The following is a 12978-nucleotide window of genomic DNA, read 5'->3' on the forward strand; positions in this document are numbered from 1 at the left end:
TCCTGCCCATGCGCATCCTCTCGATCGCCACGCTCTTCCCGAATCCGGTGAAGCCTTCCTTCGGTGTCTTCGTCGGCAATCAGATGCGCGCCGTCGTGGCGCGCGGCGATATCGAACTGACGATGGTCAGCCCGATCGGCATGCCTCCCTGGCCGTTTTCAACCCGCCCCCCTTATGCCCGCCTGCGCGACATTCCCGAAGTCAGCGAGGCGGTGGGCATCAAGGTATATTATCCGCGCTTCACGCTGTTCCCGAAGATCGGCGGCGATTCCAATCCGGGGCGCATCGCCGGCGCGGTGCTGCCCCTGGTGCGCGAACTGCACAAGGAGAAGCCGTTCGATCTTGTCGACGCGCAGTTCTTCTTCCCCGACGGGCCCGCCGCCGCGATCGTCGCGCGCGCGCTGGGCCTGCCGCTGACGATCAAGTCGCGCGGGGCGGACATCCATTTCTGGGGACAGCGCCCGCGCGCGCTGGAGCAGATGAAGGAGGCGGCCGGGCAGGCCGCCGGCCTGCTGGCGGTCAGCCAGGCGCTGCGCCAGGACATGATCGACCTGGGCATGCCGGCCGAGCGCATCGGCGTGCATTACACCGGGCTGGACCGCGAGAAGTTCCACCCGGTCGAGCGCGGGGCCGCCCGCGCCCTGGTCTCGGCAATGCCTAACCTCGGCATCTGGCCCGAAGGGCCGCTGCTGGTCACTCCGGGCGCGCTGATCCCGCGCAAGAGCCAGCGCCTGGTGATCGAGGCGCTGGCCCACTTGCCCGACGCCCGGCTCGCGCTGGCCGGCGTGGGCGAGGACGAGGCGAACCTCCGGGCCCTGGCGAAGCGCCTGGGCCTGTCCGAGCGCGTCCACTTCCTGGGCCTGGTGGGGCACGACCTCCTGCCCCACGTGCTCTGCGCCGCCGACGTGCTGGTGCTCCCCTCGGCGAGCGAGGGCCTGGCCAACGTCTGGATCGAAGGCCTGGCCTGCGGCACGCCGATCGTCATCCCCGACATCGGCGGCGCGCGCGAAATCGTGCGGGACGAGACCGCCGGCCGGATCGCCCCGCGCACCCCCCAGGGCATCGCCGACGCGGTGGCCCAGATCCTCGCCGCCCCTCCCAGCCAGGTCGAGGTGGCCGAAAACGTCAGCCGCTTCAGCTGGGGCGTCAACGCGCAGAACATCGTGCGCTTCTGGAAAGACGTGCTGGACGGCAATCCGGTGCACGTAGGGGAACCGCCCGCCCTCGCCGAAGCCGCCGAAACCTGATTCCAAGTCTCTGTGAGCGAGACTCGTCTCCTCCTTCTCTTCCCCTGCGCCGCCAGGACGGTCGCCGGGACGTCAGGGCACGCGCGCGTCCAGTTCGGCCAGCCAGACCGCCGCGCTGGCGTCCGAAGGCGCGCGCCAGTCCCCGCGCGGGCTGAGCGCGCCGCTGGAGGAGACTTTGGGGCCGTTGGGAATCGCCGAACGCTTGAACTGGCTGAAGGTGAAGAAGCGCCGCAAGAACTTCTCCAGCCAGTCGCGGATCGTCGCAAGGTCGTATTCGTTCTTGCGGCTTTCCGGAAAGCCGGCCGGCCAGCCGCCCCGCGCCGCCTCGCGCCAGGCGTGCCAGGCAAGGAAGGCGACTTTCGAGGGCTTCTGTCCGAAGCGCATCACGTGGTGCAGGAAGAAGTCGTTGAGTTCGTAGGGGCCGATCTTCGCCTCGGTGCTCTGGATCGCCCCGTCGGCGCCGGCCGGCACCAGTTCCGGCGAGATTTCGGTATCCAGGATCGCGAACAGGATCGTGCCCGTCGCCTCGTCGAAACCCCCGGTCGTCGCGCACCAGCGGATCAGGTACTGGATCAGCGTCTTGGGTACGCCGGCGTTGACCGCGTAGTGGCTCATCTGGTCCCCCACGCCGTAAGTGCACCAGCCCAGCGCCAACTCGGACAAGTCGCCGGTGCCGATCACGAAGCCGCCGTGCTGGCTGGCGAGGCGGAACAGGTAGTCGGTGCGCAGGCCGGCCTGGACGTTCTCGAACGTGACGTCGTAGACCGGCTCGCCGCCTTCCTTCCCTTTGGCAGCGAAGGCATGGCCGATGTCTTCCAGCATCCGCGTGGCGGCGGGGCGGATGTCGATCTCCTCCGCCGTGACGCCCACTGCCCGCATCAGCTTCCAGGCGTTGGACCTGGTGCCGTCGCTGGTGCCGAAGCCGGGCATCGTATAGCCGCGGATGAAGCCGCGCGGCAGGCCGAGCCGGTCGCAGGCCTTGGCGGCGACGATCAGCGCATGGGTGGAATCGAGCCCGCCCGAAACGCCGATCACCATCGAGCACGCGCCCGTCGATTCGAGCCGCCGCATCACGCCGTCGACCTGGATGTTGAACGCCTCGTAGCAATCGGCGTCCAGCTTGTCGGCGCGGTCGGGCACGAAGGGGAAGCGGCTGACCGGGCGCACCAGGCCGATGTCGCCGCCGTGCGGCGCATGGCGGAACGGCACGGAACGGAACGTCTCCTCCGGGCGCCCGGCGGCCTCCGCCGCATCGTTGAACGTGGGGATGCGCAGCCGGTCCATGACGATCCGCTCGCAATCGATATCGGCCACGCAGAGTTCGGGGTTCAGCGAAAAACGCGCGGATTCGGCAAGCAGGTCGCCCAGTTCGTAGATCACCCCCTGCCCGTCCCAGGCCAGGTCCGTGGTGCTCTCGCCATGGCCCGCCGCGCAGTAGACGTAGGCCGAGGCGGTGCGCGCCGATTGCGAGCGGCACAGCATGTGCCGCTCGTCCGACTTGCCGATGACGATGTTGGAGGCCGAAAGGTTGCACAGGATGGTCGCCCCGGCCAGCGCCCCCAGCGAGGACGGCGGCGTCGCGGCCCAGAAATCCTCGCAGATCTCGATGAAGAAGCGGAAATGCGGCAGGACTTCGGAGGCGAAGACCAGATCGGTGCCGAACGGCACGTCCTGCCCGTTCACGCGAATCGCCTGGCTCCGGATCGCCTTGCCGCTGGCGAACCAGCGCTTTTCGTAGAACTCGCGGTAATTGGGCAGGTAGGACTTGGGCACCACGCCCAGCAGCCGGCCGTGGGCCACGGCCAGCGCGCAGTTGTAGAGCCGCCCCTTGCGCATCAGCGCGGCGCCGACCAGCAGCACCGGCGAAAGTTCGGCGCTGGCCTTGACGATATCGGCGATCGCGCCTTCCACCGCCTCGATCATCGCCGCCTGCAAGTGCAGGTCGTCGATCGCGTAGGATGACAGGCACAGTTCGGGGAAGACCAGCAGGTCCACATGCGCCGCGTGGGCCCGCCGCGCCTCGGCCAGAACGGCGTCGCGGTTGAAGGCGACATCGGCCGTGCGTACTTTCGGCGTGGACGTGGCGACCCGCACGAATCCGTGCTCGTGCATGGCGTGGAAGGGGTGGCTGCGCGCTTCGCTCATAGGGCCACATTCCCTGACAGGAACGCGCGCCGCTGGCAATCTGCGCCGAGCGAATCCTCTTGCCCGCCGCGCATGTCACCCTAAATGCGAATGCCATGCGCAGCCTTGAAGACATCCGCGAAGAGTACGAATTCCTCGACGGCGACGAACGCTATCGCCTGCTCATCGAGCTGGGCCGCGAATTGGACGCGATGCCGGACGCGCTCAAGACCGACGCCACCAAAGTGCGCGGCTGCTCCGCCAGCGTCTGGGTCTACCCCACCGCGCGCGAGGACGGCACCCTGCACTTCCTGGCCGACAGTAACGCGGCGATCACCAAGGGTATCGTCGCCCTGGTGATTTCCGCCGTGCAGGACAAACCCGCCGCGACAGTCGCGCAGACCGACATCGCCGCCGCGCTCGAACCATTCGCGCTGAAGAAGCAGCTTTCGTCCAACCGCACGCAGGGCGTGCCCAACATGATCGCGCTGATCCGCGAAACCGCCGCGCGCTATGCCGCCGCCTAGAGCAAACAGCCCGAAATCCGAATCGAGACCCGCTCACCCTGAGCCTGTCGAAGGGTGTCGGACCCGGCGCCGCGCCAGCGTTTTTCGACGGCGCCGGGGCGAGCGGAGGTCGGGCAGATTTCCAGCACGGCGCGTTATGCCCAATCCCATCGATCGGGACTCGCGTTCTCCTTGCTTTCGTCGTTGCGAGCCGCCGAAGGACAGGGGATGGGCTTGGCGCGGCCCATTCAGCGCAGCCCGGCATCGGCCGTGAAAAAGATTAGCCGCCCGGTCTGGCTCGCGGCGGGGATCGTCTTCACCGTGCTCGGCACGATCGGCATTTTCCTGCCGGTCATGCCGACGGTGGTGTTCTACCTGCTGGCCGCCTCGTGCTTTTCAGGGAGCCACCCGGAATGGGCCGAGCGGATCTACCAGCATCCCACCCACGGCCACCACTTGCGCGAATGGCGCGATCGGCGGGCGATCAGCCGCAAGGGCAAGCTGGCGGCGATCCTGGCGATGGGCCTGAGCGTGCCGTTCACCTACTTCACCCTCGGCTGGCCCTGGGTGCTGATCCCGGCCGCGGTGCTGGCGATCGTCGGGCCCTGGATATGGACGCGCAACGAGTAGACGACGCGCCTGCGAGGGAGAAACGAGCCTCGCTTCAAGCGACCCGGAATCAATCCCCCACCGCGTCCCGCAGCACCGCGATCCCCGCCTTGCGCTGTTCACGCAGTTCGCGCTTGAGCGCCGCCGGGTCGCGGGCCACGACGAAGCCGAAGCTCACGCCGCCTTCCTTGCCGATCGTGGCGTGGTGGAGCCGGTGGGCCTGCACCAGTCGCCGGGCGTAGCCGCGCCTGGGCACCCAGCGGAAATAGCGCTGGTGGACCAGCCCGTCGTGGATCAGCGTATAGATCACCCCGTAGATCAATACGCCAAGCCCGATCCACGTCCCCGGCTCCCACGCCCGCTCGCCCATCGCCAGCGGCGATCCCAGCGCGAACATCGCGATGCTCAGGGCCGCGCCGACCAGCGCGTAGCGATCGTTCCGCTCCAGGATCTTGCCGTGCGGCTCGTGGTGGTCGCGGTGCCAGGCCCAGCCGAACCCGTGCATCACGTACTTGTGGCTCGACCAGGCCACGAATTCCATCGCCGCGACCGTGGCGAGGAAGACGAGCATGGCGGCAAGCGGCGGCATGGGACCTTCCATAACACCGCGCGCGGCGCGCGGCTATCGCGGCAGCAGCGGACCCACCGGGCGTGTCGCGGCGGCGCGGACGAGGCATTCCGCCGTCTCGCGCGGCCGGCTCAGGAACGGCGAGTGGGAGGCGTCGATCACCAGCGGCTCCACCCCCAGCCGATGGGCCATGTACTCGCGCTGCCGGGGCCGGGCGACACGGTCCTGCAGGCAATGGACATAGCTGCGCGGCGGATCGGTTCGCCAGAAGCGCGGCAGGTTCACGATCTCCTGGAGGAAGCCGATCGGCATCGGCGTCAGCCGCTCGAACGCCCAGCGCGCGCTGTCCTCGTCGCAGTCATGGTAGAACATGGCCCAGGTCTTCGCGAAATCGACGCATTCCATGGCCCCCTGGGCGTTGATGGCGATGGCGCTTTCGGTCCCGGAATCGTCGGCGGCCATCTGCGTGCCGCCGCTCTCGTCGGTTTCGAAGACCGGGCTGTCGCGCCCCGCCTCGATCAGCGACTTGCCTTCGACCGGCGGCAGGCCCGCAAGGTAGACGAGGTGCCCGATCCGCTCGGGCACGGCGTCGGCGGCAAGGGTTATGTCGTAGCCGCCGGCCGAATGGCCGACCAGCACGTCGCCCGGTTCGATCACCTCGACCAGCGCCTGTCGCCGCGTGGCAAGGGTCACTTCTTCCTCGGCGCGCGTGGCGTGCCCGGGCAGATCGATGGCGATCGCCTGGTGGCCGAGCGCCCGCAATTCGGGAATCACGCGTTCCCAGCACCAGGCACCGTGGAGCCCGCCATGAACCAGCACGAACCGCATCCATCTTCCCCTATCGATCGCCGGCCGTCGCGCCGGCATTGCGGGCGAAGTGTGCAGGCGAACATGCCCGAATGCAATGGGGGGACGGAGGGGGGACCAGGGGGGTATGGCGGGGGTACAAGCGGGGGACGACAGGGGTACAGGGGGAATGCGGGTGCAGGCCAGCCCCGCCCAAAGGCAGGACATGCCTGCACCCGACTTGTGCCTATCGTGCTTCCCCTCCCTTCGGGTCGCGGCGGGAAGCTACTGCCTTCGGCTTGCGACTCTTAGTTACAAATGCCGACAGAACTGTGACCGATGAGTCTTCTGGCGTTCATCTTCAAACTCATATTCATGAATGCACGGGATCACCCCCGCTCGTCGAAACAAGGATCGAAAACATGCCTGCCTTTACCAAGCCCGCCCCCAGGTTCGCCCCCAAGTCCACTTTCGCCAAGATCATCGCCCCGGCCCTTGCCGCCGTGCTCGCGCTTGGCGCCGTCGCCCCGGCCCAGGCCGCCACGCCCTATGAGCGGCAGCATCACGAACAGACCGACCGCCATGGCGGCGACCATCACCAGGCAGGCCGCCACACCGCCTCGCGCGGGGCGATGATCCGTTCGGACATCAACGACTTGCGCCGCGACATAGACCGCGCCTCCGCCCGCCGCATGATCTCCCAGCGCGAGGCCGCCGGCCTGCGCCGCGACACCGCCGGGATCCAGCACCTCTATGCCGACTATGCCCGCGGCGGCCTTAACGGACGGGAACTGCAATCGTTGCAGCGCAAGATCGACCGCGTGCGCGGCGCGCTCCACATGGAACGGCACGATCGCGACAACCGCCCTTCCCAAAGCGGGCATCGCCGCTGAGGGCCGGCGCGGTCGCTGAACGCGGCAGCCCGATAGCCGCAAAGACGCGCTCGTGCCGCTTGAAATGCGGGACGGGCGCGCCTAATCGCCTCTCATCATGACCACGAAACCGCGCACGCTCTACCAGAAGATCTGGGACGCTCACGTCGTCGACCAGCGCGACGACGGGACTTGCCTCGTCTATATCGACCGGCATCTCGTCCACGAAGTGACCAGCCCGCAGGCCTTCGAGGGCCTGCGGGCCGCCGGCCGCACCGTGCGCCGCCCGGATCTCACGCTCGCGGTTCCCGACCACAACCTGCCGACCACCGCGCGCAAGGACGCCCAGGGCCATGTCCTGCCGATCGCGGACCTGGAAAGCGCGACCCAGCTGGCCGCGCTCAGGACGAACGCGCCCGAGTTCGGCATCCGCTACATCGACGCGACCGACCGCGAGCAAGGCATCGTCCACGTCGTCGGCCCGGAACAGGGTTTCTCGCTGCCCGGCGCCACGATCGTCTGCGGCGACAGCCACACCGCCTGCCACGGCGGCGTCGGCGCGCTGGCCTTCGGCATCGGCACCACCGAGGTCGAGCACGTGCTGGCGACGCAGACGCTGCTGCTCAAGCAGAGCCGGACCATGGAAGTGCGCGTGGAGGGCAAGCTGGGCGCCGGCGTCACCCCCAAGGACGTGATCCTGCACGTGATCGGCGTGATCGGCACTGCCGGCGGCACCGGCCACGTGATCGAATATCGCGGCAACGTGTTCCGGGAAATGTCGGTCGAGGGCCGCCTGACGGTGTGCAACATGTCGATCGAAGGCGGCGCCCGCGCCGGCCTCGTCGCGCCCGACGAAACGACTTTCGCCTATCTCCAGGGCCGCCCCTATGCGCCCGCCGGCGCGGACTGGGACAAGGCCGTGGCCTGGTGGAAGAGCCTGGCGACCGACGAGGGCGCCACCTTCGACAAGTCCGTCGCGATCCGCGCCGAGGATATCCAGCCGACCGTGACCTGGGGCACCAGCCCGGAAGACGTTTCCGCGATCGGCGGTCTCGTCCCCGCGCCGGAAGACTTCGCCGATGCCTCCAAGCGCGATGCCGTCAAGGTCAGCCTCGAATACATGGGGCTGGCGCCGGGCACCAGGCTGACCGAAGTCGAAGTGCAGAACGTCTTCATCGGATCGTGCACCAACAGCCGGATCGAGGACATCCGCGCCGCCGCGCAAGTGCTGAAGGGCCGCCACAAGGCGGCCGGCGTCAAGTGGGCGATCGTCGTCCCCGGCTCGGGCCTGGTCAAGGCGCAGGCCGAGGCCGAAGGGCTGGACAAGGTCATCATCGAGGCGGGCCTGGAATGGCGCGAGCCGGGCTGCTCGGCCTGCCTCGCCATGAACCCCGACAAGGTCCCCCCCGGCGAACGCTGCGCCTCCACCAGCAATCGCAACTTCACCGGCCGCCAGGGCCCCGGTTCGCGGACTCACCTGATGAGCCCGGCCATGGCGGCGGCGGCGGCGGTGACGGGGCGGCTGACAGACGTGCGCGAACTGGTAGGATAGGAAACATGTCCGACGAACCCGACAACTCGCTGGCCACCCGGGCCGCCATCGCCGCCGGCGCCGCCGCGATCGGCTCGGCCGCGATCGCCGCCGCGCTGCTCTTCGTGAAGCGCCGCAGGAACCGCGCCAACGAAAAGCCGCCCCACCCCGAACAGGCGCCGGAAACGGACTGAGGAGGCCGATTGATGGAACCGATCGCACACGTCGCCGGCCGCGCCATTCCGTTCGGGCGCAAGAACGTCGATACCGACGTCATCATCCCGGCGCACTGGCTCAAGACCATCACGCGCGAAGGGCTCGGCAAGGGCGCGTTCGAAGCGGTCAAGAAGGAGCCCGGCAACGTCTTCGCCGATCCCGAATACGCCGGCGCGCCGATCCTGATCGCGGGCGACAACTTCGGCTGCGGCTCCAGCCGCGAGCATGCGGCCTGGGCGCTGCTGGACATGGGCATCACCTGCGTGATCGCGCCAAGCTTCTCCGACATCTTTTCCGGCAACGCCTTCAAGAACGGCATTCTCACCGTCGCGCTGCCGCAGCAGGCGATCGACCGGCTGCTGGAAGTGGCGAAGACCGATCCCGTCGACATCGACCTTGAGACGCAGACCGTCACCACCCGCTTCCAGGACCGCTTCGCCTTCGAAATCGATCCCTTCCGCAAGCACTGCCTGCTGAACGGCCTCGACGAAGTGGGCCTGACCATGGCCCAGGGCGAAACCATCAGCGCGCACGAGGCGAAGACCAGGGCCGAACTGCCGTTTCTGGCGCGCACGCCGGCCAGCGTGGACTGACCTTCCCCTTCCCTTCGTGGATTGCGGGCGGCGATCCACGGCATGTGCGAACCGCTCTGGATTGCTTCGCCGTCTGCGGCGGCTCGCAATGACGAAGGCAGGGAGAACTTAGCGTTCCGATCAATGAGATTGAGTCGAACAAAGCGGCAGGGCTTGCGGCACAAGCGCGTGCCTCAATCTCGCGGCGGCCACCGGCGGCGTGCATGAAGCACACGCAGGATGCGCACTGCCTGCTCGGAGACATCATAGACGAGCAGATAGTTGCGATGGACGATCAACTCGCGCGTGCCCGCCATGCGCCCTGGGCGACCGAGCGCCGGGTGCGAAAGGAGATTTCGCGCCTTGCGCGTGAACATTTCGTCGAGCGCCAGAGCCGCGACGGGGTTCTCATTCGCGATGTGCTCGCGCGCGTCGCGGCGATCCTGGCGTGCTTCCACTGTCCAGAAAAGCTTCACGCTTGACCAGGGATCCTATGCCGCATCTTCTCCCGCCATGCCTCGGCTTCGGCCTCCACCTCATCGTCAGGGACTAAATGGCCCGCATTGGCCGAATCCAGGCCAATCTGGACCTGACGACGGAACCAGCCATCATGCTCGGCCGCTTCTCGCTGGCCGGCGACATAATCGCGCATAAAATCACGGATAAGTTGCGCGCCCGTGCGGTCGTGGGCCTTGGCGGCTTGGGCAAACGCGCCTTTTAGGGCTTCGTCGACTCGAAATGTGAAGGTTGCCTCGCCCATGCGAATGCACTCCTGTGTTACACCGGGAGTGCATTGTAGCACGCTTTCCGCTTACCCCAAAAGGCTCGATCGCGATCGTCTGTGTGTGTCTGCGGAGAATAGCCTTCGAACTGCGTCCAATCAGGTGTCAGGCCTTGGATTCGGCATGGCGACCTCTCCTCAAGCGGCGTCCTGCAACGGGCGCACGGCTGGCTGCACGTGCTGGCGTGCGCGCCAAAGATCGTAGTTTGCCTGCATGGCAAGCCACGCGCGCGCCGTGCTCGCGCCTGCTTGTTCGAGCCGCAGCGCCAGATCGGGGCTGATTGCGGCCTTGCCGTTCAACACGCGCGAAAGGGCGACCCGCGACATCGCGAGCCGACTGGCAGCCTCGGTAACGGACAGGTTCAGCACCGCGATGACTTCATCACGAAGCAGTTCGCCGGGATGGGGAGGGTTGTGCATCATTGTCATGGCCTCAATGGTAGTCCTGATAATCGACGAGTTCGGCGTCGGTGCCGACAAAGCGGAACGTGACGCGCCAGTTGCCATTGACCCAGACCGACCATAGAAGGTCTCAAGCCCTTGTGCGGAATCCGATTATCATGCCCGCCTGTATCTCGTAACTGCCTACGACCTCCTGCCTGGGATGACGACAATCAGGTGGATCGCGGGCCATCGGCGCTTGGCGCCTGCCCGTCCCCCCTTCCATGCACCGCCACCATAAGAAAACCTGCCCCCGCAAGAGCGATTGCCCGGGGCCGGCGGACGAATCGGGATTGAACCGGATCAACGCGCGCCGTATCGGCAGTGATGGAAAAGCAGGACCCGGACTGCCCGGGATATTCATTCGAGGATTTTCGATGACGAGTTTCCAGGACCGCGAGCGCGGCGAAGAAGCCAAGTACGCACACGACGCCGACATCCAGTTCCGCATCCAGGCCCGCCGCAACCGCCTGCTGGGCGAATGGGCGGCCGGGCGCATGAAACTCTCGCCGGCCGAGACCGAAGCCTATGCCAAATCGGTGGTCCAGGCCGATTTCGAGGAATCCGGCGAAGAAGACGTGATCCGCAAGCTGCTGGGCGACCTCATCGGCGCCGGCGTCGAGACCACCGAGGCCGAAGTGCGCACCGCGCTCGAGGCCAAGCAGGTCGAGGCGCGCCGCGCCTTCCTCGGCGAAGCCTGACACAACCCCGGGCCCGGCACCCCCGGGCCCGATACGAACCGGAGACCGGCCATGGCGATGTCCGCCAGCGAGATCGAATCGCTTATCCGCGGGGCGCTGCCCGATGCGCAAGTGACCATCACCGACCTTGCCGGGGACGGCGATCACTACGCGGCGCACGTCGTATCCTCCACCTTCGCCGGAAAACCGCGCGTGGCCCAGCACAAGATGGTCTACGAAGCGCTCGGCGGCCGCATGGGCGGCGCGCTCCATGCCTTGCAACTGACCACCGCCATTCCCAACTGAGGTCTGGAACACGCAAGAGGCCCCCCAACATGTCCGACGTCAACGCCCGCATCGGCGAAATTGTAAACAGCAACGACATCGTCCTGTTCATGAAGGGAACCCCGCTGTTCCCGCAGTGCGGCTTCTCCAGCCGCGCCATCGCCATCCTCGAGCATCTGGGCGTGCCCTATGAGAGCGTGGACGTGCTGCAGGACATGGAAATCCGCCAGGGCATCAAGTCGTTTTCCGACTGGCCGACGATCCCGCAGCTCTACATCAAGGGCGAGTTCGTGGGCGGCAGCGACATCATGATGGAAATGTACGAAGCGGGCGAGTTGCACCAGCTCCTGACCCAGGCGGGCATCGCCGCCCAGGGCTGAACGCCCGGCGCGTTTCCACCCGGCGCATCGCGCCCGGAATCCGCTCCATACCCAATCTCAGTGATCGGAACTCTCGCTTCCCTTTCGCTTGGTCATTGCGGGCGCGGCAATCCGAGGCGGAGCCAAACCGCCCTGGATTGCCGCGCCCGCAATTGACGAAAGGGGAAAACGAGTCTCCGCCCGGGAGGCCCGGTATCAACCCCGCTCACCCTGAGCTTGTCGAAGGATGAACGGGTCTCAGAATGTTCGGGAGGGTTTGCTCGGGGAGGCGGGGCCGGGAGACTTGTCGGCCCCGCCTCTGTCGAGACTGCTTTGGGGTACGTGATTGGTATAAGCACAAGCCGTGCCAAATAATATTTTCCCTGAATTTCCGTCCTTTCCTGGCACGATTTGTCCGCTCGCGAATGCGTGGATGTAAAGCATTCCGACAGGGGCTTGCCGCGATCGGCATTTCTTTTCCGCTTGCCTGCCGGCGGCTGGCGCGCGAAAGCCCGGCGATGCACGCGACCGCTCCTTCAGACCAGCCGATACCCGCGCATGGCCCCGCCGTGGTCCCCGCCGCGACCGTCGTGATCTTTCGCCGGCCCGCGGATGGCGGCGCTCCCGAACTGCTGATGGTCCAGCGCGCGCGGGAAATGCGCTTTGCCGGCGGGGCCGCCGTGTTCCCCGGTGGCCGCGTGGACCCCAGCGACCGCGAACTCGCGCGGCGGCTGATGCCGGATGAAGCGGAAGAGATCGCCGCCGCCCGCATCGCGGGAATTCGCGAAACGCTGGAGGAGACCGGGCTGATGATCGCCACGCGCGCGCCGATCAGCGCGGGGGAAGCGGCGGAGGCGCGGCGCATGCTGCTGGAGAGCGGCAGCCTGGCGCCCGTGCTGCGGCACTTCGGCTGGGAACTGGCGCCAGAGGCCCTGACGCTTTACGCGCACTGGTGCCCCTTGCGCGACAAGGCCTTCGACACGCGTTTCTTCGTGACCGATCTGGGCACCGGCGCGGTCGAAGTGACGATCGACGAGACCGAGAACACGCGCCTGTTCTGGACCAGCGCGGCCAGCGCGCTCGAAATGGCGCGCCGCGGTGAGATCAGCGTGATCTTCCCCACCCATCGCAACCTTGAACGGCTGGCGCAGTTCTCCTGCTTCGCCGACGCGCTGGCCGACATCGCCGCGCACCCGGTATCCCGCATCCATCCCCACCTTGAGCAGCGCCTGGACGAGGAATGGCTGGTGATCGCCGACGGCCACGGCTATCCGGTCGTGGGGCAGCCCAAGGCGACTTCCAAGCGCGGCTGAGCGCACGAGGTGGGGGGCGGGACGGCGGCGCGCCAACGGTCCTTCGACAAGCTCAGGACGAGCGGGGGCAGCGCCTATTTTCGGTTCT

Annotated in this window: 17 protein-coding genes and 1 pseudogene; 11 read left to right on the forward strand and 7 right to left on the reverse strand. The window is 67.3% G+C overall.

The window, feature by feature from the left end; translation table 11 throughout:
* Positions 1-8 precede the first annotated feature (8 nt).
* Entirely contained in the window at positions 9-1247 is a 1239-nt protein-coding gene (locus BM052_RS03625; protein ID WP_091143352.1) for a glycosyltransferase, read from the forward strand.
* A gap of 72 nt (positions 1248-1319) precedes the next feature.
* On the opposite strand, the gene BM052_RS03630 is transcribed toward BM052_RS03625, so the two are convergent.
* Positions 1320-3392 (reverse strand): NAD(+) synthase, encoded by a 2073-nt coding sequence (locus BM052_RS03630; protein WP_091143355.1) that lies wholly within the window; start codon positions 3390-3392, stop codon positions 1320-1322.
* 95 nt (positions 3393-3487) lie between these two features.
* On the opposite strand from BM052_RS03630, the gene BM052_RS03635 reads away from it, so the two are divergent.
* Positions 3488-3898, forward strand: a complete 411-nt coding sequence (locus BM052_RS03635) for a SufE family protein (protein WP_091143358.1) — start codon at positions 3488-3490, stop codon at positions 3896-3898.
* 249 nt (positions 3899-4147) lie between these two features.
* Positions 4148-4507: a YbaN family protein gene (locus tag BM052_RS03640; protein ID WP_091143901.1), complete on the forward strand. Its 360-nt coding sequence runs from the start codon at positions 4148-4150 to the stop codon at positions 4505-4507.
* A gap of 49 nt (positions 4508-4556) precedes the next feature.
* Here BM052_RS03640 and BM052_RS03645 read toward each other — a convergent pair whose 3' ends face one another.
* A complete protein-coding gene (locus tag BM052_RS03645; RefSeq protein WP_091143904.1) occupies positions 4557-5075 on the reverse strand; it encodes a sterol desaturase family protein in 519 nt (172 codons plus the stop codon).
* A 33-nt stretch (positions 5076-5108) separates the two neighbouring features.
* Positions 5109-5882 (reverse strand): alpha/beta fold hydrolase, encoded by a 774-nt coding sequence (locus BM052_RS03650; protein WP_091143361.1) that lies wholly within the window; start codon positions 5880-5882, stop codon positions 5109-5111.
* A gap of 380 nt (positions 5883-6262) precedes the next feature.
* Between BM052_RS03650 and BM052_RS03655 the strand changes: the two genes are divergently transcribed.
* The 4 genes from BM052_RS03655 (at position 6263) to leuD (ending at position 9052) form a co-directional block, all read left to right on the forward strand.
* Positions 6263-6733: a hypothetical protein gene (locus BM052_RS03655; protein ID WP_091143363.1), complete on the forward strand. Its 471-nt coding sequence runs from the start codon at positions 6263-6265 to the stop codon at positions 6731-6733.
* 97 nt (positions 6734-6830) lie between these two features.
* Positions 6831-8264: a 3-isopropylmalate dehydratase large subunit gene (gene leuC / locus BM052_RS03660; RefSeq protein WP_091143365.1), complete on the forward strand. Its 1434-nt coding sequence runs from the start codon at positions 6831-6833 to the stop codon at positions 8262-8264.
* Between the two features lie 5 nt (positions 8265-8269).
* Positions 8270-8437: a hypothetical protein gene (locus BM052_RS19815; RefSeq protein ID WP_177198310.1), complete on the forward strand. Its 168-nt coding sequence runs from the start codon at positions 8270-8272 to the stop codon at positions 8435-8437.
* A gap of 12 nt (positions 8438-8449) precedes the next feature.
* Positions 8450-9052 (forward strand): 3-isopropylmalate dehydratase small subunit, encoded by a 603-nt coding sequence (gene leuD, locus BM052_RS03665; protein ID WP_091143367.1) that lies wholly within the window; start codon positions 8450-8452, stop codon positions 9050-9052.
* Between the two features lie 173 nt (positions 9053-9225).
* On the opposite strand, the gene BM052_RS03670 is transcribed toward leuD, so the two are convergent.
* The 4 genes and pseudogenes from BM052_RS03670 to BM052_RS20200 all read right to left on the reverse strand — a co-directional run.
* The gene (locus BM052_RS03670) at positions 9226-9507 is read right to left on the reverse strand and encodes a type II toxin-antitoxin system RelE/ParE family toxin (RefSeq protein WP_091143370.1); all 282 of its coding nucleotides are present in this window, start codon (positions 9505-9507) and stop codon (positions 9226-9228) included.
* Positions 9504-9791 (reverse strand): CopG family ribbon-helix-helix protein, encoded by a 288-nt coding sequence (locus BM052_RS03675; RefSeq protein WP_091143373.1) that lies wholly within the window; start codon positions 9789-9791, stop codon positions 9504-9506. The genes BM052_RS03670 and BM052_RS03675 overlap by 4 nt, the downstream gene beginning before the upstream one ends.
* Positions 9792-9950: 159 nt before the next feature.
* Positions 9951-10241, reverse strand: coding sequence for a HigA family addiction module antitoxin (locus BM052_RS03680; RefSeq protein WP_091143375.1), 291 nt, complete (start codon positions 10239-10241; stop codon positions 9951-9953).
* A gap of 4 nt (positions 10242-10245) precedes the next feature.
* Positions 10246-10296, reverse strand: a pseudogene (locus BM052_RS20200) (Killer protein); the annotation flags it as partial.
* Positions 10297-10630: 334 nt separating this feature from the next.
* Here BM052_RS20200 and BM052_RS03690 point away from each other — a divergent pair.
* From BM052_RS03690 to BM052_RS03705, 4 genes are all read left to right on the forward strand, one after another.
* Positions 10631-10954, forward strand: coding sequence for a DUF1476 domain-containing protein (locus BM052_RS03690; protein WP_091143378.1), 324 nt, complete (start codon positions 10631-10633; stop codon positions 10952-10954).
* 51 nt (positions 10955-11005) lie between these two features.
* Positions 11006-11239 carry a BolA family protein gene (locus BM052_RS03695; RefSeq protein WP_091143381.1) on the forward strand — a complete coding sequence of 78 codons (234 nt, stop codon included), beginning with the start codon at positions 11006-11008 and terminating at the stop codon, positions 11237-11239.
* A gap of 29 nt (positions 11240-11268) precedes the next feature.
* Positions 11269-11598: a Grx4 family monothiol glutaredoxin gene (gene grxD / locus BM052_RS03700; RefSeq protein WP_091143382.1), complete on the forward strand. Its 330-nt coding sequence runs from the start codon at positions 11269-11271 to the stop codon at positions 11596-11598.
* Positions 11599-12095: 497 nt separating this feature from the next.
* On the forward strand, positions 12096-12890 hold the full coding sequence (locus BM052_RS03705; RefSeq protein ID WP_091143906.1) for an NUDIX hydrolase: 795 nt from the start codon (positions 12096-12098) through the stop codon (positions 12888-12890).
* Positions 12891-12978 lie beyond the last annotated feature (88 nt).

The organism is Novosphingobium sp. CF614 (assembly GCF_900113255.1).
In the GTDB taxonomy this organism is placed as follows: domain Bacteria; phylum Pseudomonadota; class Alphaproteobacteria; order Sphingomonadales; family Sphingomonadaceae; genus Novosphingobium.

Excerpts from the sequence above, each read along its gene's own strand:
- grxD (WP_091143382.1), top strand. The coding sequence starts at position 11,269 with ATGTCCGACGTCAACGCCCGCATCGGCGAAATTGTAAACAGCAACGAC.
- BM052_RS03630 (WP_091143355.1), bottom strand. The coding sequence starts at position 3,392 with ATGAGCGAAGCGCGCAGCCACCCCTTCCACGCCATGCACGAGCACGGA.
- BM052_RS03650 (WP_091143361.1), bottom strand. The coding sequence starts at position 5,882 with ATGCGGTTCGTGCTGGTTCATGGCGGGCTCCACGGTGCCTGGTGCTGG.
- BM052_RS03675 (WP_091143373.1), bottom strand. The coding sequence starts at position 9,791 with ATGGGCGAGGCAACCTTCACATTTCGAGTCGACGAAGCCCTAAAAGGC.
- BM052_RS03690 (WP_091143378.1), top strand. The coding sequence starts at position 10,631 with ATGACGAGTTTCCAGGACCGCGAGCGCGGCGAAGAAGCCAAGTACGCA.
- BM052_RS03625 (WP_091143352.1), top strand. The coding sequence starts at position 9 with ATGCGCATCCTCTCGATCGCCACGCTCTTCCCGAATCCGGTGAAGCCT.
- BM052_RS03705 (WP_091143906.1), top strand. The coding sequence starts at position 12,096 with ATGCACGCGACCGCTCCTTCAGACCAGCCGATACCCGCGCATGGCCCC.
- BM052_RS03645 (WP_091143904.1), bottom strand. The coding sequence starts at position 5,075 with ATGCCGCCGCTTGCCGCCATGCTCGTCTTCCTCGCCACGGTCGCGGCG.
- BM052_RS19815 (WP_177198310.1), top strand. The coding sequence starts at position 8,270 with ATGTCCGACGAACCCGACAACTCGCTGGCCACCCGGGCCGCCATCGCC.
- BM052_RS03680 (WP_091143375.1), bottom strand. The coding sequence starts at position 10,241 with ATGACAATGATGCACAACCCTCCCCATCCCGGCGAACTGCTTCGTGAT.
- BM052_RS03635 (WP_091143358.1), top strand. The coding sequence starts at position 3,488 with ATGCGCAGCCTTGAAGACATCCGCGAAGAGTACGAATTCCTCGACGGC.
- leuD (WP_091143367.1), top strand. The coding sequence starts at position 8,450 with ATGGAACCGATCGCACACGTCGCCGGCCGCGCCATTCCGTTCGGGCGC.
- BM052_RS03695 (WP_091143381.1), top strand. The coding sequence starts at position 11,006 with ATGGCGATGTCCGCCAGCGAGATCGAATCGCTTATCCGCGGGGCGCTG.
- leuC (WP_091143365.1), top strand. The coding sequence starts at position 6,831 with ATGACCACGAAACCGCGCACGCTCTACCAGAAGATCTGGGACGCTCAC.
- BM052_RS03655 (WP_091143363.1), top strand. The coding sequence starts at position 6,263 with ATGCCTGCCTTTACCAAGCCCGCCCCCAGGTTCGCCCCCAAGTCCACT.